Origin of the sequence: Falsirhodobacter halotolerans, from assembly GCF_022899245.1 — a bacterium.
GTDB classification, from domain to species: Bacteria; Pseudomonadota; Alphaproteobacteria; order Rhodobacterales; family Rhodobacteraceae; genus Falsirhodobacter; species Falsirhodobacter halotolerans.
Genome location: NZ_JALJAZ010000002.1, coordinates 15,517 through 38,331, shown reverse-complemented (window position 1 = coordinate 38,331; position 22,815 = coordinate 15,517). Strand labels below are relative to the sequence as shown.

The window sequence follows — 22,815 nt, the reverse complement described above, 5'->3', positions numbered from 1 at the left end:
GCGTTGATCTGTTCGTGCGGCCGTTCGGATCACTCGCCGCGTGTCGCGTCCTTGGCGAAGGTGTCGTCCCATTCGCCGCGGAAGAAATCCCGGCCATAGATCAGCAGGCACAACAGGATGCCGGCCGCAAAGGCCCAGGCCGCGCCGCGGGTCGCCAGAACGGCCGCCACCACGCCCGCAATGCCAAGGTCGCGCTGCGACCGCGCCTGCATCACCCCGATCCGCACCGACACATACCCCTGGATCAGAAGGGTCAGGGCCAGCGCCACGCCCAGGATCGGCTGCACCAGGGTGACGATGGGCATCAGCAACAGGCCGGTATTCGTTCCCCACCGGAACGACCCCGCCCCGCCGAAGATCGAATGCATCGCCTTCTTGCCTTGGGCGAACCGTTCCGTGATGACCACATGCATCGCAGCCCACAGCGGTCCGCACATGGTCGTGTCGGGGCCCAGCACCGACATGACGGCGTTGCGGCCGCCGAAGATCAGGTGCGCGCGGTCGGGATTGTATTCCACCTTCTCGTCCGGGCGTTTCAGATCGGCTTCCTTCAGGATGGCCCGCGCCTGCAGCACATCGCCGAACACGACGATATAGGCGGCCAGAACCGTAGGGATCGCCGTCAGGAACATGGACAAGGGCGGCAATCCCAGCCCGAAGATGGTATAGTCCCGCCACAGCGTCATGAAATCGGGCGAGCTGAGGCGCCATTCCAGATTTGGCCAGGACGCCTCGCCGAACAGGGGGGCCACGACGATCGCAAGGGCGATGATCGGAAAGATGCCCAGCTTGCCGATCGCGCCGAACAGCCGGTTGCGTTCCTTCAGGGCTGCGAAGTGGCGCGAGAAGATGACATAGAACCCGACGCCCACCGCGATGGAGATGGTGAAGGGGAAGGTGTCGAAGCGGCCGCCGATCTGAAAGACGGAAATGACCGCGGCGATCCCCGCCCCGATGATGATCCCCGACTTGATCGCCTGCGGAATGGCGGCGACGACCTTGTGCGCCATGCCGGCCATCCCGATGCCGATGGAAAAGAGGCCCAGCATCATCTGGAACGCGATCAGGGCGTGCACCCGATCCGTCCCTTCGGGAAAGGCCGCGCAATAGGCCATCAGAAGCGGGATGGCGGGCGTGATCCAGCCCGGAACCACCGGATCGCCCAAAAGGTGGTGCGCAAGATAGAAGATGCCGTTCAGGATCACGACGGCCAGCGCCACCTCGAACGGCATCCCAAGAAGTTCGGTCATCAGCGGGATCGCCGCAAGATCCACGGCGCACATCAGAAGGCCCTGGAAATAATCCGGCCATTCGAAACGATAATGGACGAATGGCAGCCGGATCTTGAACGGTCCGGCGGGCCAGAACGGCTGTTCCGCCCCGTCTTCGCGGTGTATTGTCATATGGTCTCCCCCCTACGGGTGCCCCATGCACCTGGTCCGATGCACCGGCCACCCTTGGGTGCCCGGTGCCGATGCTGTCAGAATGCCTGCGTATAGAGGTCCAAGGCGTCCGCCTCGGTCACCTCCACGGGATTGTTGCCCAGAAGACGGGTCTGTTTCATCGCGTCCTGCGCCAGGGTGGGCAGGCTGTCCTGCGTCACCTTCACATCGCGCAGGCGGCGGGGCGCGCCCGACCGGTCCATCAGGGACCCCATGTGATCGACGAAGGCGACCGACCGCGCCTGAACCCCTTCCTCCGACGGCGCCAGAACCACATCGGCCAGTTCGGCATAAAGCGGGGCCGCCGCGGCCATGTTGAAGCGCAGGACCGGCCCCAGCATCAGGGCGTTCGAAAGACCGTGCGGGACGTGGTAATGCCCACCCAAGGGATAGGCGAGGGCGTGGACCGCCCCCACGGGCGAATTCGAAAAGGCCTGCCCCGCCAGATTGGCCCCCAGCAACATCGCCTCGCGCGCCGCGCGGTCCTGTCCGTTCTCGCAGGCGGCGATCAGGTTGGCGGACAGAAGCTTCAACGCCTCGCGGGCGAACACGTCCGACAGGGGGTTCTTCTTGTGCGCGCTGGTATAGGCTTCGATGGCATGGACCATGGCGTCGATGCCCGTCGCCGCCGTGTGCAGCGGCGGAAGGCCCGTGGTCAGTTCGGCGTCCAGAAGCACGCGGTCGGCGTAAAGCTGACGAGACACGACGCCCATCTTCGTCGTCTCTCCGGTGGTCAGGATCGTGATGTTGGTCACCTCCGACCCGGTTCCGGCGGTGGTCGGCACCTGCACCAGCGGCAGGCGTTTGCCGCGCACGTTGCCGATGCCATACATCTCCGACAGCGGCTGGTCGGAGTTGACCAGAACCGCCGCCAGCTTCGCGATGTCCATCGACGATCCGCCGCCAAGCCCCAGAACCAGATCGACGCCCGCGCCCCTGGCCTTGTCGACACAGGCAAGCAGCACCTGTTCCGGCGGATCGGCCACCACGTCGTCAAACACCGTCACCGCGAACCCCGCCGCCTTAAGCGAGGCCTTGGCCGGATCCAGAACGCCCGCCTGATGCAGGCCCTTGTCGGTCACGATCAGCAAGCGCCGTTCGGCGAACCCGTCCGACAGCACCTCTCCCAACCGGCGTGCGGCGCCCCATTCCACCGTCAGCGATGCGACCGTGTCGAACCCGAACGCGTTCATCTCCCTCATCTTCTTCCCCCTCCGGTTCAACGCGACACGGCGCTGCAGATGTATTTGGTCTCGAGATACTCCTCGATGCCGTATTTCGACCCTTCGCGCCCCAGGCCGGATTGCTTGACCCCGCCAAAGGGCGCGACCTCGTTGGAGATCAGGCCCGTGTTGTGCCCGACCATCCCGTATTCCAGCGCCTCGGTCACCCGGACGGACCGGCTGAAATTCTCGGTGTAAAGATAGGCGGCCAGACCGAAGATCGTGTCATTGGCCATCGCCACCGCCTCCTCCTCGGTATCGAAGGCGAACAGCGGGGCGACGGGGCCGAACGTCTCCTCGGTGGTGACGATCATGTCGGTCGTCACCCCGGTCAGCACGCCCGGGCGAAAGAACAGCCCGCCGATCCGCGTTCCGCCCGTGACCAGCGTGGCCCCCTTGGACAGCGCGTCGGCGATATGCGCCTCGACCTTGGTCAGGGCCTTCTCCTCGATCAGCGGGCCGATGGTGACACCGTCCTCGGTGCCATGGCCCACCTTCAGCGCCCCGACCTTGGCCGCCAGCTTTTCGGCAAAGGCGTCATAGATCCCCCGCTGCACCAGAAACCGGTTCGCGCAGACGCAGGTCTGGCCCGCGTTGCGGTATTTGGACACCATCGCCCCTTCGACCGCCGCATCAAGATCGGCATCGTCGAACACGATGAAGGGCGCATTGCCGCCCAGTTCCAGCGACAGGCGTTTGATCGTGGGCGCACATTGCGCCATCAGAAGTCGCCCTACCTCGGTGGAGCCGGTGAAGGACAGTTTGCGCACGACGTCGGATGCGGTCAGCACCTTGCCGATGACGCGGCTGCCCCCCGTGACGATCTGAAGAACCCCGGCCGGCACCCCGGCGCGCACCGCCAATTCACCCAAGGCCAGCGCGGTCAGCGGCGTCAGGTCCGCCGGGCGGACGATCATCGTGCAGCCCGCCGCCAGCGCCGGGGCGGCCTTGCGGGTGATCATGGCGGCGGGGAAATTCCAGGGCGTGATCGCGGCGGTCACCCCCACCGGCTGACGGATGACGGTGATGCGCTTGTCGTTCTGCGGCGCGGGGATCGTGTCGCCATAGACGCGCTTGGCTTCCTCGGCGAACCATTCGATGAAGCTGGCGGCATAGACGATCTCGCCCTTCGCTTCGGCCAAAGGCTTGCCCTGTTCGGCGGTCATGATCGCGGCCAGGTCGTCGGCATGGGCGATCATCAGATCGAACCAGCGGCGCAGGATGGTGCTGCGGTCCTTGGCCGCCAGGGCGCGCCAGGCGGGAAGGGCGGCCTCGGACGCGGCGACGACCTTTTCCGTCTCCGCCTCCGACAGCGAGGGCACGGTGCCGACCACCGTCCCATCCGCCGGGTTCGTGACCTCGATCACCTCGCCCGAGGCGGCCGCGGTCCAAGCGCCGTTCACAAGGCAGGCGGATTTGAGCAGGGCGGCATCGGTCAAAGTCAGGCTGGTCATCGCATCCGTTCCATATATCGAACAAAGTTCTTGATTGTGAACATCGTTTCGAGGCAGGATGCGTTTGTCAATACGAAGGGAGCCGCGATGGCCGAAGACATCAAGCTTGTGCCGGCGGTAGAGCGGGCGGTGCGCATTCTCGATGTCGTCGCCGCATCCGGCCCGATGGGCCTGACGGCCATCTCGCGCGCGCTGTCCATTCCCAAAAGCAGCACGCACGCGCTGTGCCACACGCTGTGCCATCTGGATCTGCTGCGCGAAAAGGCGGGGACCTATGTGCTGGGCATGAAGTTTCTCGGGTGGAATGGCGCGGTGCTGAACGATTCGGCGCTGATCACCGAATTCAAGGATCTTCTGGCCAGAACCCCGGCCTTGGGGGAATACACGGTCACACTGTCCACCTTGCACGAGGCCGAGGTCATCTATCTCGCCTGCCAGAACAGTTCCGCGCCCCTTGGGGTCAGTTTCCGCATCGGAATGCGCCTTCCGGCGGCCTTCACCGCCACGGGAAAGGCGATGCTGGCGCATCTCCCGCAGGCCGAACTGGACCGCGCGCTTGCCCTTCCGCTGCCACCCCCCCTGACCGGGGTCAGCGTGCAATCGGTCGATGCGCTTTTGCAGGACATCGAAACAACGCGGGCGCGCGGCTTTTCCATCGACAACGGGCAGGTCCGGTCGGGGATGTGCTGTCTCGGTGCCGCCGTGCTGGACGCAAGCGGGGATGTCGTGGCCGGTGTGGCGCTGTCGATGACGACGGCCGAAGTCCAGCCGGAGACCATCGCCACCGCCGGCCGCGCCATGTCCGACTTCGCGCGCACCCTGTCATGCCGGATCGGGTTTCGGGAATGACGGTGGCCCCGCTTTGGACCATGACGCGAGCCCGGTTGTCGCCGTAAGGTCCTGAATCGCTGGATTCACGGCTCCGGATCTCGATGCGGCGGGCGATCGTCACCGCCGCGTATTCATCCATGTGACCAGCCCCCCGCCGAGGATCAGAAGCGCGAGTGCCACGCCAAGGACCGTGACGAACGAGGTGTCGAACGCATCCCGCGCCGCCAGGAGGAGCTGGTCGCGATCCGGGCCCACCGCCGTCTTCGCTTGGGCCAGCGCCGCGTCGATGCCTTGCGCCGGGGCGGCAGCCATCGGCCCCGGGGCGACGTAGGTGCGTGTGAACACCGCCGCAAGAATGCTGCCGAACATCGTCACGCCGAGGGCACCGCCAAGTTCGTAGGACACTTCCTCCACCGAGGCGGCGGTGCCCGCGCTTTCCTTCGGGGCGTTGTGCAGAATGGAGGCCGAGGCCGTCGTCATCGTGATGCCCACCCCGGCGCCGACAAGCGTGAGCGCCGCGATCTGCACCGGCAGCGATTGGAGGCCGAACAGATAGAGGCCGACCCCCCCCGCGATCACCGCCATCCCGCCCGGCAACAGGCGGCGGCTGCCGACCGTGCCAAGCAGGCGACCGGTGACGGGCCCCGCGACGAACGACGCCAGCGACAGCGGCAGAAGCTGGATCCCGGCCTCCAGCGGCGACAGGCCAAGCACCAGCTGAAACCGCTGGGTCATGGCCAGCGACACCCCCATCAGCGCCGCCGACGCGATCAACGCGCCAAGGACGGCGCTGCTGAAGGCCGGATTGGCAAAGACACGCAGGTCCAGCATCGGATGGGGCGCCCGGCGCTGGCCGCGAATGAACAGCGCGACGAAGACGATCCCGGTCAGGCCCGCGCCAGCCGCAAGCGCCAGCGACGGGTCCGGCTTGCCGAACTCCTTGATCGCCAGCGTGGTCGCGACAAGGCCGATCATGATCTGGACCGACGCAAGAAGGCTGAACGGATGACCGCCTTGCGCCGTCGCGCGTCCGACCACCAGCGCCGCGGCGACGAAGGCCAGAAGGACGATCGGCACGTTGATCAGAAAGACCGATCCCCACCAGAAGAATTCCAGAAGGACGCCGCCCAGGATGGGCCCGAAGGCCGCCCCGCCGGAGGCCACGGCCGCCCATACCCCGATGGCGAAGCTGCGCTCGCCCTCATCCTCGAAGGTGTGACGGATGATGGCCAACGTTGCGGGCATCATCATTGCCGCCCCCACGGCCAGCGCCACCCGCCCGGCGATCAGCACCTCCGGGTTGGGGGCGAACGCGGCCAGAACAGACGCCGCGCCGAAGACCAGAAGCCCGCCAAGGAACATCGGGCGCGACCCATAGCGGTCGCCAAGCGCGCCGGACGCGGGCAGCAACCCCGCAACGGTCAGGGCATACGCGTTGACGATCCACAACTTTTCCGACGGGGATGCGTTCAGTCCCACCGTCAGCCGCGGCAGCGCGGTATAGAGGACGGTCATGTCGATCACGATAAGCAGAAGGGCGCTCGACACCACGGCCAGAATTACCCACCGATTTCCCGCCATCTGAAGCTCCCGATCCCTTGCTCCGGTTTGCGGTTGGATATAAATCCATACGTATGGAATGGAAAGGTGCGGAATGGGCCGAACTCGAAGCGTGGACCGCGACAATCTTCTGGATGTGGCCGAAGACATCGTCCGAACCCAAGGCGCTGCGGCGCTGACCATCGACGCCTTGGCCAAGGCGGTGGGCATCACCAAGGGCGGCGTTCAATACACGTTTCCAAGCAAGGCCGCCCTGATCGACGCCATCTGTGTGCGCTGGATGGAAAGCTATGAGGCCCTGTTCGCGCGGATGGTGAAACCCGATCCCGAACCGATCGACCTGGTCCGCGCCCATGTCGGCGCGACCTTCTGCGACGAGGATCCATCGCTGGCCAAGGCCGCAAGCCTGATGATCGGTATGCTCCAGTCCCCCGAATTCATGGCCGCGACCCGCGCGTGGTATGGCGCGCGCCTGCGCAACCTCGACCCGTCCACGGAGGAAGGCCGCCGCGCGCGTCTTGCCTTTCTTGCGGCGGAAGGGGCCTTCTGCCTGCGTTATCTTGGCCTGATGCACATGGATGACGGGGACTGGACCTCGATCTTCGCCGATATTCAATCGACGCTGCTTGGTGATGACACGCCTGAAAAGACCGGCCGCGGATGAGCGCGTGGTCCCCGGTCACATCAGGAACGTCAACACCGCAAAGCCCCCCATGAGCGCCACGAGGCCCGCGGTGAACACCAGCGCCAGCCTCCGTTCGATGAAATCGCGGGCCGAGGGGCCGAAGGCATAGATCAATCCGGCAACGAGGAAGAATCGGGTGCCACGGGCCAGCAGGCTGGACACGACGAACAGCGTGAAATTCAGACCCGTCGCCCCGCTGGCGATGGTCACCAACTTGAACGGAAACGGCGTCAGGCTGCCCGCGACCAGTATCCACATTCCCCAGTCGTTATAGGCTGCGGCAAAGCTCTCGAACTTGTCCGTGTATCCGTAGAAGGCGAGGACCGGAAGGGCCAGCCCTTCGAACAGGAACCGACCGATCAGATATCCCAATATGCCGCCCAGGACGGACATGATCGTGCAGAGGAACGCCAGGCGCGCGGCCTTGCGCCGGTTTGCCAGAACCATCGGAACAAGCAGGGCGTCGGGCGGGATCGGGAAGAACGAACTCTCGGCGAACGCGATCGCCCCAAGGGCGTAATCGGCCCGTCGTTTCGACGCAAGCCGCATCGTCCAGTCATAGATGTTCCGTAGCATTGCGATCCTCCGACGACGGTCCCCTACCCGGTCAGGCGGGCAGGGGAAACCCCCGTGCGGGCGGATAGGGGTGGACGGCGTCGCGCGGTCCTCAACGACTGCGGACCGGGCCGCCGTTACGTTCAGGGCTGTGCCGCCAGCATGGCCGCCACCAGATCTTCCGACGCGAGGCCGACGGACTTGAACACCGTCCGCTCGGCCTCGGACCTGCGACCGGCGCGGCCTTGGATCACCTCGGACAGATCGCCGGCGATGGCCTCGGCGCGGAAGGCCCCTTCGGCGGCGGGTCCGGCCAGATCGCCCGACAGCATCGCGCCGTCGCGCCCATCCACGAACACCCGTCCTTGGGTGATGGCCGCCGTATCGCATTCGCGCATGTCGGCCTTGAACGCGCCGATCAGGTCGAGGTGCGACCCCTCGGCCAGCCATTCGCCGCGAAGGAACGGAACGGTGGCGGCGGTGGCGGTGCTGACCACGTCGGCGCGGCGGCACCCCGCCTCAAGGTCGTCGCAGAACCGTGCAGGAAGCCCCCGGTCGGCCAGCGCCCCGGCGCGTGCGCGGGCCTTTTCCGCATCACGCCCCCAGATCAGGATCTCGCGATAAGGCCGGACGCTTGCATGTGCCTCGGCCAGAACCGAGGCAACCTGACCCGTCCCGCAGACCAGAAGCACCGCCGCATCCCGCCGCGCCAAAAAGTCCGCCGCCAAGGCCGAGGTCGCCGCCGTGCGCCGCGCGGTCAACGCGTCCCCGTCGATCGCGGCCAGGGCGCGTCCATCCGCCCCGTCGAACATGAGATAGCCCGCGTTGATCGTGGCTTTCTCCCGCGCCGCATTGTCGGGAAAGAAGGTCACGGCCTTCAGGCCGATGGCCTTGCCGCCTTCCCATGCGGGCATCATCAGCAACGACGCCGTGCCGCCCCCCGGCAGGGGGATGGTCAGCACCTGACGCGGGGGCGCGTCGATCCGGGGGGCCGCGAATTCCTCGCGCAGCGCCTCGATCAGGCGGGGCCAGGGCAGGCGGTCGGCAACGGTCTGGTGTCCGATCAGGTGCATCGGCGTCACGCGGACAGGGCGGCGCGGGCTTCGGGCAGATCCCAGATCTTGCCGATGGCGGCGCTTCCCGCATCGCAGATCGCCGCTTCGTCCAGACCGCAGGCGGTGCCGCCTTCGATCAGCACCCGGCCATCCACCATGACCAGCCCGATATTGGCGCGGTTCGCAAGCCAGACGGCGGCGCGCAGCGGATGCTGCATGGGCCGCAGATGCGAATGGCTGAAATCCAGCACGGTCAGGTCGGCCTTCGCCCCCACCGCGATCCGCCCCAGATCATCCCGCCGCAGCGCCTCGGCGGGATGAAGCGTGATCGCGTTCATCAACTCGGGTGCCGTGGCCTGCGTCGCGTCGCCCGTGGTGATCTTGGAGATCAGCGCCGCGGCATGGACCTCCCCCAGAAGGTCCATGTTGTAGCCGTCGGTGGCGACGACCGTGCGCACGCCGTGACGGCGAAAGCGGGCATAGGACCCGGTGGTGCCGCCGCGGGCAAAGACCCGGGGGCAGTTCAGGATCGTCGTGTCGCGGGCCGCCATCAGCCGCAGGTCGGCATCCGTCGTCTGGATGCAATGGGCCACGGACAGGCCGCGATCCATCACCCCCAGCCAGTCGAGGTATTCGATCGGCGTGCGCCCGTCATACCGCGCGGCGATGGTCTCGACCTCACCCAGGCTTTGCGCGGCATGGATGGTCGAAGGCACGCCCAGATCCCGCGCGTGGCCGATGATGTGGCGCAGCAGATCGGGATCGCAGGTGTCGGTGGCGTGCGGGCTCATCGCAAGGCCGATGCGCCCCTCGTCCACCCCCTGCCAGCGGTCATGAAGGCCCTGCCACACCTTCAGGTCGCGCAAGGGATCGGTGTCGGACGCCCCGTAATCGACCGAGCCGTCCGCCCGCGCCACCGGCATGTCGGTGGAAAAGAGGTAGGGCGCGCCATAGAAACGGATGCCCATCTCCAGTGCTGCGTCGAACATCTCGGGCAGGCCCGCGCGGAACGGCTCCATCACGGTGGTGCTGCCGCCCTTCAGCAGTTGCAGGATGCCCATGCGGGCCACGGCCATCCGTTCCTCGGCCGTCAGCACGTCCGTCCCGATCTTGGTCAGGGGCATGAGCACGGTGTAGATGACGCTCTTGCCGCCCTTGCGGCCCGCGCCGTCCTCGGTCTGGGTGCGGGCGACGGCTTCGGAAAAGCAGTGGTTGTGCAGGTTCATGAAGCCCGGAAGGACGAACTGGTGCGGCCGGTCGTGCAGGGTGTCGACCCCCGTCGGACGGTGGGGCGTGATCTCCACGATGCGGTCGCCTTCGGTCACCACCCATGTGTCGTGCAACAGCGTCGGACCCCCGTCCTGCATCGCAAGGACATGCCGTCCGTGGATGGCCGTGGTGCCGTGCGCCTTGGGCGGAACGGGGGGGAGGGGCATGATAGGGTCCTGTTGCGGCGTTCCCGGCCAGCCTAGCGCCGCGGGGGCCGTGGCGGCAATCGGGGCCGCTATGAATATGGGGCCGGACCTATGCGGGCGCGCTATAGGTCATGCGCGCAATATTCGAGTGTATTGCCGAAATTTGCGGCAGAACCGGAGGCAATGTCCCGGTTTCCACATCTGCCATCTGGGCGATTGCGGGCCGAAGGGATAACCTTTCTGAATGGTCAAGACAGGGCGGCACATGAACCTCAAGCAGATCGAAGTCCTTCGCGCGGTCATCAACTGCCAGACGACGGTAAAGGCGGGCCGAGAGTTGGGGATGTCCCAGCCGGCCGTCTCCAACGCCTTGAAACATCTGGAATCCCAGCTTGGATTTCCACTGTTCGAACGGGTGAACAACCGACTTTTCACGACCGCGCAGGCCCGCCAGCTTTATGCCGAAAGCGAGGCGCTGTTCCAGAACTACAAGGTTTTCACCGAACGTCTGGAGGATCTCAAGGCCCAAAACCGCGAAACGCTGCGCGCCTATTCCAGCCCGCCCTTGGGCCATTCGCTGATTCCCATGGCGATGCGGCGGTTTTTCGAGACCCATTCCAACGTCCACGCCTCCTATGAGATCGCGACCTTTTCCGAGGTCGCGCAGTCGGTGGAAACGGGCCTTGCCGATCTGGGCTTCGTCATCGGCGACGTGGACGAGGACGCCTTCCACGTCGAACCCCTGTTCGCCGAGGCCATGGTCTGCGTGATGCCGCAGGACTCGCCGCTGGTGGACAAGGCGACCATTCGCCCCGCCGATCTTGTCGGGCATCCCCTGATCTCGCTGGAACGGACCACGGGCATGGGCCGCATCCTGCGCCGCGCGTTCGAGCGGGAGGGCGTGCCGATGCAGGCCATCGCCGAAACCCGCTATTGCAACACGGCCTGCATCCTTGTCCAGAACCGGGTCGGCGTGGCCGTGGTCGATGCCCTCAGCGCGGTGTCGGTCATGGGGCCGGACATCGTGGTGCGTCCGTTCGAACCGCGCGAGGTGCTGGTCGCCTCGGCGATCCATTCGCGCAAGCGGATGCTGAGCCGCACGGCGCAGGCCTTCCTGCGCGAGGTGCGCCGATCCGCGCAGGAGATCACGACGCGGCTGGCCCAGATCCAGCCGCCCCTGTCCTGATCCGCCGCCCCATCCTGTGCTTCGGTATCACGGGGGACGGGGCGGCTATTTGCAACCTCTATACAGCGGGTGGAATGGCGATAGCGCGGGTCATTGCCCCGCACGCCGCCGCCGATCAAAATCCCACCGACACGAACGCGCAGGCCACGAAGGCGGGACGATAAACGGCAATGACCCTCGCACATCCATCTCACGGCATCCCGGACATTCGCAGCGCGGTGGAGGATCAGCGCCGCTTTGCCGAAGGTTTCTTCGACGAGCTTGCCGCCATCAGCACCGATCCCGCGGGCGGCATCACCCGCGACACCTATGGCGCGGGAGAGAATCGCGGCCATGAGGTGATGCGGCGCGCGGCGGACGCCGACGGCTTTGCCGTGACGGTCGATGCGGCGGGCAACACCTATGCGCGCTGGCCGCAGATCGCGGGCGCGCCCGATGTGATCATGGGCTCGCATCTCGACAGCGTTCCAAGGGGGGGCAACTTCGACGGGGCGGCGGGTCCGCTGGCGGCGCTGGTGGCGATGCGCGCCCTGCGCGCGATCGGGGCGGTGCCACGCGTGACGCTGTGCGCGATGGGCATCCGGGCCGAAGAAAGCGTCTGGTTCCAGACGTCCTATATCGGTTCGCGCGCGGCGCTTGGAACCCTGCCGCGTGACACCTACGACACCGCGCGGCGCATCGACACGGGCCGCACGCTGGCCGACCACATGGCCGAGTGCGGCTGCGACGTGGACGCGCTGCGGCAGGGGGCGCGCGCGCTCGATCCCGCCGCGATCGCGGCCTATGTGGAAGTGCATATCGAACAGGCGCCCTCGCTTCTGCGCGGCGGAAAGCCGCTGGGCATCTGCACCGCCGTGCCGGGAAATTTCCGTTACCCCGACCTGCGCATCGTGGGGGTGCACGGGCATGTGGGAACCCCCCGCCGCTTTCGCAACGACGCGGCGATGGCGGGCGCGCGGCTGGCGATGGAGATGGACCGCGTCTGGTCCGACAGCGAAGCGGCGGGCAAGCCGATGGGCGTGACCTTCGGGCGGTTCCACACGGATGCCGGGTTTCACGGCCTGACCACGGTGCCGGGGCTGTTCCACCTGTCGGTCGATGTGCGCGCCTATGATCCCGACACGCTGGCGGGGGCGGAGGCGGCCTTTCTTGCCATCATCGCCCGGATCGAGGCGGAGCATGGCGTGCGGGTCGACCTGGGGGCGCGGAAATCCGCGCCGGTCGGTCTGGCCGACGCGGACATCCGTGGCGCGCTTCATGCGGCGGCAAAGGCTGTGGACGTGGATGCGGTGGACCTCGGCTCGCCCGCCTCGCATGATGCGGCGGCCTTCGCGGCGGCGGGCGTGCCGATGGCGATGCTGTTCGTGCGCAACGCCAACGGCAGCCACAACCCCGACGAGGCGATGGAGATCGACGATTTCATGGAAGGCTGCGCCGTCCTGACACGCTGGCTTTACGACACCTATTGCCGCTGACGGCTTGCGCCGGGGTCAGGCCCCGGCGCGTTCGTGGTGCAGGAAGTTCCCGGCGATCTCCTCGCCCGTCGCGATCCAGAGATCGGGGCAGGACCGGGCATAAGTCAGGAACTCGCGCAGCAGGCGCAGGCGCATGGGGCGGCCCGAACATTGCGGATGCAGGACGGTGGTCACCATCGCGCCCCAGTCGCGCGTCTCGTCCAGTTCGTCCTTCCAGATCGACAGGACATGTTCTTTCGGGAAGATCGGGCGCGGGCTGAAGCGGGCCGAAAGCCCCAGCATCCAGTCGTCGTAGCTGGCGGTCACCGGCAGCTCGATCGTGCCCGCGCGTCCGTCCTCCAGCACATGGCGGTAGGGGCGCACATCGTCGCGGAACGACGAGGTGTAAAGAAACCCCCGCTCCGCCAGCGCCACGCGCAGCTCCTCGCAGAACTCCCCCGACGGGGCGCGATAGCCTTTCGGCACCACACCCAATCGGCGTTTCAACGCGTCGAGGCCCGCCTCCACCTCCTCGATCAGCCGGTCGCTGCCGGGATCGGGCAGAAGATGGTGATAGCCGTGATGCCCGATCTCATGCCCCGCGGCCAGGATCGCCTCGCACATCGCGGGGTGGGCATCCAGCGTCCAGCCGGTGATGAAAAACGTGGCTTTGAGGTCCAGCCGATCCAGCATCTCCAGCAGGCGCGGGGTGCCGACCCGCGCCTCGAAACCGCCGAAGCTCATGGTGACAAGCCTGTCGAAATGGTCGGGATCCTTGGCGGTCCAGACCGATTCCGCATCCACGTCGAACGACAGGAACATGGCCGAGGTGAACCCCTCCGGCCACGGATACTCCGGGGCCGGGGGGGCCATGTTGGCGGGACGGCGGGGAAGGGTGTCGAGCGTCCTATTCGGCGCCATTGATCGTCACCGTCTCGACCCCGCTGCCGGTCAGGTTCCACTTTTCCAAGAGATCTCCATAGGTGCCGTCTTCCATCAGCCCTTCCAGCGCCGTGACGACGGCCTCGTGGAACTCCGTCTGGTCCTTGGGCAGTGCCATGCCGATCAACTGGTAGGTGAAGGGCTCGCCGACGATGCTGTAGGTGTCAGGCTCCTGATCCATCACGTAGGGAAGCGTCTCGTTGCCCTGAACGGCGACATCGATGCGCCCTTGGCGAAGCTGGGTCCGGGCGTCGGCGGACCCGTCGGTGCCGATGAAGGTGACGGGAGTGTCCGCGCAGTTTTCCGCGCTCCATTTCTCGATTTCGGCGGGATAGGAGGTGCGGCGGCTGGCGCCCACCTTCTTGCCGCAGACATCGGCCACGCTGGCAAAACCGGCCGCATCCTCGGCGCGCACGAAGAATTGCGGGCCGCTGCGCAGATAATCCACGAAGGTGGCGGAATCGTGGCGGTCGGGCAGGTCGCTCATCCCCGACATGATCATGTCCACGCGGTCGGTTTGAAGCGCGGAGAGCATGGCGCTGAAGGACGTCTCCTGCCACGACGGCGTCACGCCCAGCGTTTCGGCCAGCGCGGTGCCAAGGTCGATGTCGAACCCGGTCAGCGTGTTCGTGGCGGGATCCTTGAACTCCAGCGGGGGATAGTTCGGCGTGTTCGCGATCCGAAGCGTGCCGCTTTCGGCCACGGCCTCGGGCAGGGGGCCCGCCACGGCGGCGACGGCGCTGACGGAAAGAAGGGCGGCGGCAAGGCAGAGGTTCATGGGAGGCTCCGTTTCAGGTGAGGACTTTGGAAATGAAGGCGCGGGTGCGCTCCTCGCGGGGGTTCGACAGGATGTGTTCGGGGGGGCCGTATTCGACGATGCGGCCGCCATCCATATAGACGACGGTGTCGGCCACCTCGCGCGCGAAACCGAGTTCGTGGGTGACGACCATCATCGTCATGCCCGAGCGTGCCAGTTCCTTCATGACGGCCAGCACCTCGCCCACCAGTTCGGGGTCGAGCGCGCTGGTCGGTTCGTCGAACAGCATCAGCTTGGGCTTCATCGCCAGCGCCCGCGCGATCGCGACACGCTGCTGCTGGCCCCCCGACAGTTCGGACGGGAAGTTGTCCGCCTTGTCGGCAAGGCCCACACGCGCCAAGAGGTCCAGGGCTTCGGCGCGAACCTCGGCCATGCGGCGGCCCTGAACCTGCACGGGCCCTTCGGTGATGTTTTCCAGGGCCGTCATGTGCGGGAACAGGTTGAAGCGCTGGAACACCATGCCCGTCGCCAGCCGCTGCCGCGCGATCTGGCGGTCGGTCAACAGGCGCAGGTGCGCGCCGTCCTGACGCTTGCCCATCAGCTCTCCGTCCAGCCAGATCGCGCCTTCGTCGATGGCATGAAGCTGATTGACCGACCGCAGCAAGGTCGTCTTGCCGGACCCGGACGCGCCGATAAGGCACAGCACCTCGCCCGGCATGACATCGAGAGAGACGCCGTCCAGCGCCTTGTAGGTTCCGAACGTCTTGTCGACGTTGCGGATCGCGACCATGGGGTTCGTCATCGCGTCCTCCGCGCCGTGCCGCGCGAAAAGCGGCGTTCCAGAAGCATCTGCATGGGCGTCAGGATGGACACGACGATCAGATACCAGATGCCCGCCACGAACAGCAGCTCGATCACGCGCGAGTTGGCGTAATACACGTTCTCGGCGCTGTGCAGCACTTCGGGATACTGGATGACGCTGGCCAGCGACGTCATTTTCACCATGGAGATGAATTCGTTGCCCAAGGGCGGCAGCACGACCTTCATCGCCTGCGGCAGCACGATGCGGCGCAGGGTGCGCAGCTTGCTCATCCCGATGGCGCTGGCGGCATCATGCTGCCCCTCATCGACCGAGATGATGCCCGCGCGAATGACCTCGGACGTATAGGCCCCCTGGTTGAGCGACAGGCCCAGAAGCGCCGCCGTGAACGGCGTCATCACATCGACCGCGCGGCCTTCCCACAGCCCCGGAATCCCGATCGTCGGGAAAACGAGCGCGATGTTGAACCACAAAAGCAGTTGCAGGATCAGCGGCGTCCCCCGGAACAGCCAGGCATAGCCCGCGGCCACGCCCACTAGCACCGGGTTCGACGACAGCCGCATGATCGCGACGATGACGCCAAGGATGATGCCCAATGTCATGGCAAGAACGGCCATCACGACGGTGTTGACGATGCCGCGCAGGATGGCGGGCGCGGTGAAGAACTGCCCCACGACCGACCAGTCGATCTGACCTTGCGCAAAGGCGCGCACCAGAAAGGCCAGCATGACCACGATAAGCGCCGCCGCCAGCCAGCGTCCCCAATAAAAGCGCCGGGCGATGGGCATTCCGCGCGTGTCGGCAAAACCGGGTGAGAGGTTGGCCCCTGTCGTCATTGCGTCCCCGCGTTCAGTCGCGGCGTTTCAAGCACGTTCGCCAGGGCGAGGGCGTTGCCCCGTTCGATGTCCACGCCCGCAAGCGCGCCCGCCCCGCCGACGATGTCGGCCATCGGGGCAGGGCGTGCGCGGACGGTCATCCGGGACGCGCCGCGAGGGGCGGATGGGGTGGCAACGATCAAGGCGTGTGTCATGTCTTTTCCCTGGTGTTTGCGTCTTGGGGTGTGACCGTCCAGCCGTCCGGGTGATCGGCGGACGGGAAACGGTCGGTCAGGCCCCGGTCGCGGATGCGTTGAAGGCTGGCATCGAACAGCGCGCGTTGCACGGGAACCTCCTCGGGCGACAGGGCCACGCGCCGCAGGGCCGCCTGCCGGTCGCCATAGGCCGCAAACAGCGCGCGCAGGTCGGCCACGGCGCTGGTGGCGGACAGATCGACGCGCAGGTCATAGGCGTCGATCCCGTCATCCCCCGTCACCCGCAGGGCCGAAGACCGCAGCGGCCCAAGGATTTCACCCCCCGCCGCCTCTCCCGCCTCCAACGCCAGCATGAGGCGTTCGGCCAGCGGCTGGCCCGCTGCGGCCGCGAAAGCGTCCACCATGGCATCCGTGACATGTTCGTTTGCAAGGATGTTGCCCAAGGCAAGGCAATCCGGCCCTTCGGAATGCGAGAAGATCGAATACATCCGGTGGCCGTGGTGCACGGCCACGGCGCCGGTCGCATCCATGGCGCCGATCTGCCGCCAGCCGATGTCGGGCGTCGAGGCAACCACGGTGGCCACCGCGCTTGCCGCATCCTGCCCCTGAGAGAGCAGCCCGATCCCCAGATCGCCAAGACGGCTGTCGGTGCGGTGCTGGGACAGGATGGCCCCCCGCCCGTGGCTGAGCCGGATGCACCGCGATCCGACGGCAAGGTCCGATGTGGTGATGGCCGCCCCGAAGGCTCCGGTTTCGCGACAGCGGGCGATAAGGGAAAAGGTCAACGATGGCTCCGGGACAAATGCGTTCCGGTCAGATGACCATCATTGCGCCCCAGAAGAAAATCAGAAGAGCGGGCGGTCGATAAGTGCGGCGAATACTGTCGGGGTGCGGAACGGCGCAAGGCATGACCACGGTGTCGCCCCCCGAACGCGAGCCGGACCCCCGTCACGCCGTGCGCATGACAAGATGGCCGGGCCGGATCTCGTCCCACGTCCGGGCGGGCGGCACGAACCCCTTCGCACGAACCGGACTTTTCAGATCGTCCGGCACCCCCCCACGGCGCAAGGTCCGTCTTGCCGGATCGGGAACGGGCACCGCCGCAATCAGACGCTTGGTATAGGGGTGACGGGGATCGGCGAAGATCGCCTCACGCGGGCCGATCTCCACGATTTCGCCCATATACATGACGGCGACCCGGTGACTGACGCGTTCGACCACCGCCATGTCGTGGCTGATGAACAGATAGGCGATCTTCAGACGCTCCTGCAGGTCCATCAACAGGTTGCAGACCTGTGCCTTGATCGACACGTCCAGCGCCGAGACGGATTCGTCGGCCACGATCACCTTCGGGTTCAACCCCAGCACCCGCGCGATGGCGATCCGCTGGCGTTGCCCGCCCGAGAATTCGTGGGGATAGCGGTCCATCATCTGCGGGGACAGACCGACCTGATCCAGAAGCTCTGCCACCTGCACCCGGGCGGTGCGCGGGGTGGCGATCCGGTGGTGCAACAGCGGTTCGGCCACGGTCTGCGCCACCGTCATGCGCGGGTTGAGGCTGGAGAACGGATCCTGAAAGATCATCTGCCCCGCCCGCCGCATCCGGCGCAGATCGGCGGGCCCCAGCGTGCGCACATCATGCCCGTCCAGAGTGACATCCCCGCCGCGCGGTTCGATCAGGCGCAGGATCGACCGTCCGGTGGTCGATTTCCCGCACCCCGATTCCCCGACAAGGCTGAGGGTCTCGCCCTGAAACAGATCGAAGGACACGCCTTCGACCGCGTGGACGGCTTCGGTCGGGCGTCCCAACAGATCGCCGCCGACGTCGAACCGTGTCACGAGGTTCCGCACCGACAGGATCGGCGTGCTGCGCGGTCCCACCGTATCTTCCACCGGCGGCAGGGGCGTTATGACCCCCGTCGCCATGTCCACCTTGGGAAATCGCAGCGGCCATGCCTGCCCCGTCATGGAGCCGAGCTTCGGCACCGCCGACAAGAGCGCGCGGGTATAGGGGTGCGTGGCGTCGGCAAAGATGCGATCGGTCGGGCCCGCCTCGACGCAGTCGCCCCGGAACATGACCACCGTGCGGTCGGCAATTTCCGCAACGACGCCCATGTCATGGGTGATGAACAAGACGGCCATGCCCTGTTCGGCCTGCAATTCCTTGATCAGGTCAAGGATCTGGCCCTGGATGGTCACGTCCAGCGCCGTGGTCGGTTCGTCCGCGATCAGCAGCTTGGGGCGTGAGGCAAGGGCCATGGCGATCATCACGCGCTGCCGCATCCCGCCCGAGAATTGATGCGGATATTCGTCGATCCGGCCTTGGGCGTTCGGGATGCGGACCCGTTCCATCAGGCGCAGGGTTTCGGCCCGCACCTCGGCCTTCGACATGTTGCGGTGCCGGGTCAAAACCTCGCCGATCTGCCGCCCCACGGTGAAGACGGGGTTCAGCGAGGTCATCGGCTCCTGAAAGATCATCGCGATCTCGTTGCCGCGGATGTTCCGCATCTCGGCGTCGGGCAGGCCGTTCAGGTTGCGACCGTTCAGAAGGATGTCGCCGTCGACCTTCGATTTCCCCGCCTCCAGCAGGCCGAGGATCGACAGCGAGGTCACGCTTTTTCCCGAACCGGATTCGCCCACCACGGCCACCGTCTCGCCCGGCATCACATCGAAGGAGACGTCGCGGACCACCGTCTTCCACCCTTCATAGGTCTTGAAGGAGGTGGTCAGGTTGCGGACGGACAGGACGGGGGTCATGTCAGCGCCCCGCCGCATAGGCTTGCATCAGGCGCGGGGTGGCCGCCGCACGCAACAGGCCGCCCGGATCGCGCGCCGCCGCCGTCAACCGCCCGATGTCCCAATCGCCCGCCACGGTCACGTCGTGGCCGCGCCGGCGCAGTTCGGCAATCGTCGCCTCGCCCGCCCGCCCTTCGATCATCACCCCAAGGGGCTGGCGGGTGCGCGGATAGAAGCTGGCGGGGAAATGCGTCGAATGGAAGAGCGGCAGGTCGATCGCCGCCTGAAGGTTGGGTTCGTGATGCGCGTGACGCAAGAAGAACGACAACTGCCATTGATCCTGCTGGTCGCCCCCCGGCGTGCCGAATGCCAGATGCGGCACCCCGTCCCGCAGCGCGATGGAGGGCGTCAGCGTCGTGCGCGGCCGTTTGCCGGGGGCGAGCGAGGTCGGCAACCCTTCCTGAAGCCAGAACATCTGCGCGCGGCTGTTCAGACAGAACCCGAGCGCGGGGATGATGGGCGAGGATTGCAGCCACCCGCCCGAGGGCGTGACCGAAACCATGTTGCCCCAGCGGTCGATGACGTCGATATGCACCGTATCGCCGCGCTTTTCCGACAGATGCGCCATGGTGGGTTCATAGACGGCCCCCTGCTCCATCCCCGCGATCATCGAAAGCGTGCGGGCGCGCTGATCCTCGAACCCCGCCACCGTGCCGGGGATCAGGTCGGGAGAGGCGGTGCCGGTGATCAGCGCGCGGCGGTCGGCGTTGTAGGCCTCCGACAGCAGCACATCCATCGGCACCGGGGCGAAATCGGGATCGCCGTAATACACCTCGCGGTCGGCGAAGGCGAGCTTCATCGCCTCGACCACGGTATGCACGAAATCGGGGCCGGAGGGGTCCATCGCCGCGATGTCGATCCCTTCCAGCAGTTTCAGCGTTTGCAAGAAGACCGGCCCTTGCCCCCACGGCCCCGTCTTGGCGATGGTCCAGTCCTGATAGGTGGCGGTCTGCGGCGGCTCGACATGGGCGCGGTATCCGGCCATGTCCTGGGCCGTCAGCACGCCCTTGTGCGGGGTGCCGGAGGCGTCCATGACGGCGGTTTCGCGCACGAAGCGGTCGATTTCCTCGGCCACGAACCCGCGATAGAAGGCGTCGCGCGCCGCGTCGATCCCGGCCTCGCGCGTGGGGGCCGCGTCGGCCTCGGCCACCAGCCGCGTCCATGTGCGCGCCAGCGCGGGGTTCTTGAACAGCGCACCGGCCTTGGGCAGATGGCCGTTCGGCACCCATGTGGCGTGGGAGGTCGGCCAATGGTCGGCAAAAAAGCCCGCCAGCCCCGCGATGGAGGCGGCCACGCGGGGCAGCATCGGATGGCCGTGTTCGGCGTAATGGATCGCGGGCTCCATCACCTGCCGCACCGTCATCGTGCCGTAATCGCGCAGCATCAGCATCCAGCCGTCGAACGCGCCCGGGATCACCGTGGACAAAAGCCCGTCGCCGGGGATGAGGTCCAGCCCTTCGGCCTTGTAATGGGCGATGGTGGCCCCGGCCGGCGTCGGCCCCTGCGCGCAAAGCACCTCCGTCTTGCCGGTGGCCGCGGTATAGAGGAGGGCGGGCATGTCGCCGCCGGGCCCGTTCAGATGCGGCTCGAGGATGTTCAGCGCAAAGCCGGTGGCGACGGCGGCATCAAAGGCGTTGCCGCCCTTTTCCAGAATGCTCATCCCCACGGCGGTCGCGATCCAGTGGGTGGAGGTGACGACCCCGAAGGTGCCGAGGATCTCGGGGCGGGTGGTGAAGGTCATGGCGTGATCCTTAATGTTCGCGGGGGTCGAGGGCATCGCGCAGCCCGTCGCCCAGAAGATTGAAACCGATGACGACCGTGAAGATCGCGGCCCCCGGCCAGATGGCCATCCACGGCGCCTGGCTGAGGAAGTTCTTGGCCACGTTCAGCATCGACCCCCAGCTTGGCGCGGGCGCCTGCTGGCCAAGGCCGAGAAAGGACAGGCTCGCCTCGGCAATGATGGCGGTGGCGATGGTCAGCGTGGATTGTACGATGATCGGCGGCAGGATGTTCGGCAGCACATAGCGGCGCATGATCGCGCCATGCCCAAGCCCGATGGAGCGGGCGCCTTCGACATAATCCTCGGTCTTGACGGCCAGCACCTGCCCCCGCGTCAGGCGGATGAAGATGGGGGTGGCCGACAGACCGATGGCGATCATCGCGTTGGTCAGGCTTGGCCCCAGAAACGCCGCGAGGGCGATCGCCATGATCAGGAACGGCATTGCCAAAAGCGCGTCGGTGAAGCGGGAGATCACGATATCGGTCCAGCCGCCGAAATATCCGGCGATGATGCCGATGGGCACCCCGACCGCCACCGCGATGGCGACCGAGATCACCCCCGCCATCAGCGAGGCCTGCGCCCCCCAGATCATGCGCGACAGCACATCCCGTCCGATATCGTCCGACCCCATCCAATACTCGGCCGAGGGCGGCTTGCGGATGGCGGTCCAGCTTGTCTGCAGCGGATCGGCGATCGGCAGGACCGGGGCCAGCACCGCCAGCGCCACGAAGAACAGCACCAGCACCAGACCGACGATGGCCGACGGGTTGCGCTTCAGGCGCGCCCAGACCCGGTTGGTGGATTTCGGTGCCACAAGCGCGGTATCGGCGGCGGTCATAGCGTGGCCCTCATGCGGGGGTTCAGAAGGACATAGAGAATGTCGGCGATCAGGTTCATCAGCAAAAAGCCCACCGCCGTGCACAGGACAACCCCCTGCACCACCGCGTAATCGCGGTTGAAGACGGCATCCACCGTCAGCTTGCCGAAGCCGGGAATGGTGAAGATCTGTTCGGTCAGGACCGCCCCCGCCAGCAATTCCCCGAACAACAGCGCGGTCAGGGTGATGACGGGCAACAGCGCGTTGCGGAAGGAATGGACCATGACCACCTCGCCGCCCGACAGGCCCTTGGCGCGGGCGGTGCGGATGTAATCCTGCCGCATGACGCCCAGCATCGACGACCGCGTGTGCCGCATCAGCGTTGCGGCAAGGGCCGTGCCCAGAACGAAGGCGGGCATGATCATCGTTTCCAGCGACCGGACGGGATCGCGGAAAAAGGATTCGTAGCCCGAGGCCGGAAGCCAGCCGAGGTTGACCGACACCAGAAGGATCAACATGATCCCCAGCCAGAAGTTCGGGATCGACAGGCCGGACAGGGCGATGAGGCTGGCAAACCAGTCCAGCGCCGTGCCTTTCCTGACCGCCGCCAGAATCCCCATCGGAATGCCGATCAGCAACGCAAAGATCATCGACATCGTCGCAAGCTGGATCGTCACGGGAAGCTTCTGCGCGATCAGGGTCAGGACCGGCTCGTTCGTGCGCAGCGAGGTGCCGAAATCCCCCGTCAGCACGCCGCCCAGCCAGCGGAAATACTGGACGACGACCGGGTCGTTCAGGTGATACTGCTCGCGCAGGGCCTCCAGAACGGCGGGATCGCGCTCCTCTCCGGCCAGGGCCAGGATCGGATCGCCGGGAAGAAGTTTCTGCAGCCCGAACACCAGAACCGACACGATCAGCAGCGTCGGCAGGGAAATCAGGATGCGCTTTGCGATGAACACGAGCATCGGGGATCCTTCACGCACAGGGCGGGGGGCGACGACCGCCCCCCGGTC

21 protein-coding genes are annotated in these 22,815 nt (G+C 66.5%); 4 read left to right on the top strand and 17 right to left on the bottom strand.

Going from position 1 to position 22,815, the window contains the following annotated elements; all coding sequences use genetic code 11:
- Positions 1-29 precede the first annotated feature (29 nt).
- The 3 genes from MU449_RS13595 to MU449_RS13585 all read right to left on the bottom strand — a co-directional run bounded on the left by MU449_RS13595 (position 30) and on the right by MU449_RS13585 (position 4,119).
- Complete coding sequence (locus MU449_RS13595) at positions 30-1,403, bottom strand: hypothetical protein (protein ID WP_244739133.1); 1,374 nt, start codon at positions 1,401-1,403, stop codon at positions 30-32.
- A 77-nt stretch (positions 1,404-1,480) separates the two neighbouring features.
- Positions 1,481-2,644 (bottom strand): iron-containing alcohol dehydrogenase, encoded by a 1,164-nt coding sequence (locus tag MU449_RS13590; protein WP_342345662.1) that lies wholly within the window; start codon positions 2,642-2,644, stop codon positions 1,481-1,483.
- 17 nt (positions 2,645-2,661) lie between these two features.
- On the bottom strand, positions 2,662-4,119 hold the full coding sequence (locus MU449_RS13585) for an NAD-dependent succinate-semialdehyde dehydrogenase (RefSeq protein ID WP_244739132.1): 1,458 nt from the start codon (positions 4,117-4,119) through the stop codon (positions 2,662-2,664).
- Between the two features lie 87 nt (positions 4,120-4,206).
- Between MU449_RS13585 and MU449_RS13580 the strand changes: the two genes are divergently transcribed.
- Entirely contained in the window at positions 4,207-4,968 is a 762-nt protein-coding gene (locus MU449_RS13580; RefSeq protein ID WP_244739131.1) for an IclR family transcriptional regulator, read from the top strand.
- A 99-nt stretch (positions 4,969-5,067) separates the two neighbouring features.
- Here the strand turns inward: MU449_RS13580 and MU449_RS13575 are convergent, their stop codons facing one another.
- Entirely contained in the window at positions 5,068-6,531 is a 1,464-nt protein-coding gene (locus MU449_RS13575; protein ID WP_244739130.1) for an MFS transporter, read from the bottom strand.
- Positions 6,532-6,604: 73 nt separating this feature from the next.
- Here MU449_RS13575 and MU449_RS13570 point away from each other — a divergent pair, with 73 nt between their 5' ends.
- Positions 6,605-7,174, top strand: a complete 570-nt coding sequence (locus tag MU449_RS13570; protein WP_244739129.1) for a TetR/AcrR family transcriptional regulator — start codon at positions 6,605-6,607, stop codon at positions 7,172-7,174.
- Positions 7,175-7,189: 15 nt separating this feature from the next.
- Here MU449_RS13570 and MU449_RS13565 read toward each other — a convergent pair whose 3' ends face one another.
- The 3 genes from MU449_RS13565 to MU449_RS13555 form a co-directional block, all read right to left on the bottom strand.
- On the bottom strand, positions 7,190-7,771 hold the full coding sequence (locus MU449_RS13565; protein WP_244739128.1) for a YqaA family protein: 582 nt from the start codon (positions 7,769-7,771) through the stop codon (positions 7,190-7,192).
- Positions 7,772-7,893: 122 nt separating this feature from the next.
- Complete coding sequence (gene lhpI, locus MU449_RS13560) at positions 7,894-8,823, bottom strand: bifunctional Delta(1)-pyrroline-2-carboxylate/Delta(1)-piperideine-2-carboxylate reductase (protein ID WP_244739126.1); 930 nt, start codon at positions 8,821-8,823, stop codon at positions 7,894-7,896.
- A 5-nt stretch (positions 8,824-8,828) separates the two neighbouring features.
- Positions 8,829-10,241 (bottom strand): amidohydrolase family protein, encoded by a 1,413-nt coding sequence (locus MU449_RS13555; protein ID WP_244739124.1) that lies wholly within the window; start codon positions 10,239-10,241, stop codon positions 8,829-8,831.
- Positions 10,242-10,485: 244 nt separating this feature from the next.
- Between MU449_RS13555 and MU449_RS13550 the strand changes: the two genes are divergently transcribed.
- Both MU449_RS13550 and MU449_RS13545 read left to right on the top strand, forming a co-directional pair.
- Positions 10,486-11,406, top strand: coding sequence for a LysR family transcriptional regulator (locus MU449_RS13550; RefSeq protein ID WP_244739122.1), 921 nt, complete (start codon positions 10,486-10,488; stop codon positions 11,404-11,406).
- Between the two features lie 170 nt (positions 11,407-11,576).
- The gene (locus tag MU449_RS13545; protein WP_244739120.1) at positions 11,577-12,881 is read left to right on the top strand and encodes a hydantoinase/carbamoylase family amidase; all 1,305 of its coding nucleotides are present in this window, start codon (positions 11,577-11,579) and stop codon (positions 12,879-12,881) included.
- Between the two features lie 15 nt (positions 12,882-12,896).
- On the opposite strand, the gene MU449_RS13540 is transcribed toward MU449_RS13545, so the two are convergent.
- From MU449_RS13540 to MU449_RS13495, 10 genes are all read right to left on the bottom strand, one after another.
- Positions 12,897-13,781, bottom strand: coding sequence for a polysaccharide deacetylase family protein (locus MU449_RS13540; protein WP_244739118.1), 885 nt, complete (start codon positions 13,779-13,781; stop codon positions 12,897-12,899).
- A complete protein-coding gene (locus tag MU449_RS13535) occupies positions 13,768-14,580 on the bottom strand; it encodes an ABC transporter substrate-binding protein (RefSeq protein WP_244739117.1) in 813 nt (270 codons plus the stop codon). The genes MU449_RS13540 and MU449_RS13535 overlap by 14 nt, the downstream gene beginning before the upstream one ends.
- A 13-nt stretch (positions 14,581-14,593) precedes the next feature.
- The gene (locus MU449_RS13530) at positions 14,594-15,361 is read right to left on the bottom strand and encodes an amino acid ABC transporter ATP-binding protein (protein WP_280517788.1); all 768 of its coding nucleotides are present in this window, start codon (positions 15,359-15,361) and stop codon (positions 14,594-14,596) included.
- Positions 15,358-16,215, bottom strand: a complete 858-nt coding sequence (locus MU449_RS13525; RefSeq protein ID WP_244739116.1) for an amino acid ABC transporter permease — start codon at positions 16,213-16,215, stop codon at positions 15,358-15,360. Before MU449_RS13525 ends, MU449_RS13530 begins: the two co-directional genes overlap by 4 nt.
- Positions 16,212-16,409 (bottom strand): hypothetical protein, encoded by a 198-nt coding sequence (locus tag MU449_RS13520; RefSeq protein ID WP_244739115.1) that lies wholly within the window; start codon positions 16,407-16,409, stop codon positions 16,212-16,214. Before MU449_RS13520 ends, MU449_RS13525 begins: the two co-directional genes overlap by 4 nt.
- Entirely contained in the window at positions 16,406-17,194 is a 789-nt protein-coding gene (locus MU449_RS13515; protein WP_244739114.1) for a DUF1028 domain-containing protein, read from the bottom strand. The genes MU449_RS13520 and MU449_RS13515 overlap by 4 nt, the downstream gene beginning before the upstream one ends.
- 163 nt (positions 17,195-17,357) lie before the next feature.
- Positions 17,358-19,166, bottom strand: a complete 1,809-nt coding sequence (locus MU449_RS13510; RefSeq protein WP_244739113.1) for an ABC transporter ATP-binding protein — start codon at positions 19,164-19,166, stop codon at positions 17,358-17,360.
- 1 nt (position 19,167) lies between these two features.
- Entirely contained in the window at positions 19,168-20,946 is a 1,779-nt protein-coding gene (locus tag MU449_RS13505) for a gamma-glutamyltransferase family protein (protein ID WP_244739112.1), read from the bottom strand.
- A gap of 10 nt (positions 20,947-20,956) precedes the next feature.
- Positions 20,957-21,823, bottom strand: coding sequence for an ABC transporter permease (locus MU449_RS13500; RefSeq protein WP_244739110.1), 867 nt, complete (start codon positions 21,821-21,823; stop codon positions 20,957-20,959).
- Positions 21,820-22,767 (bottom strand): ABC transporter permease, encoded by a 948-nt coding sequence (locus MU449_RS13495; protein WP_244739108.1) that lies wholly within the window; start codon positions 22,765-22,767, stop codon positions 21,820-21,822. The genes MU449_RS13500 and MU449_RS13495 overlap by 4 nt, the downstream gene beginning before the upstream one ends.
- Between the last annotated feature and the right edge of the window lie 48 nt (positions 22,768-22,815).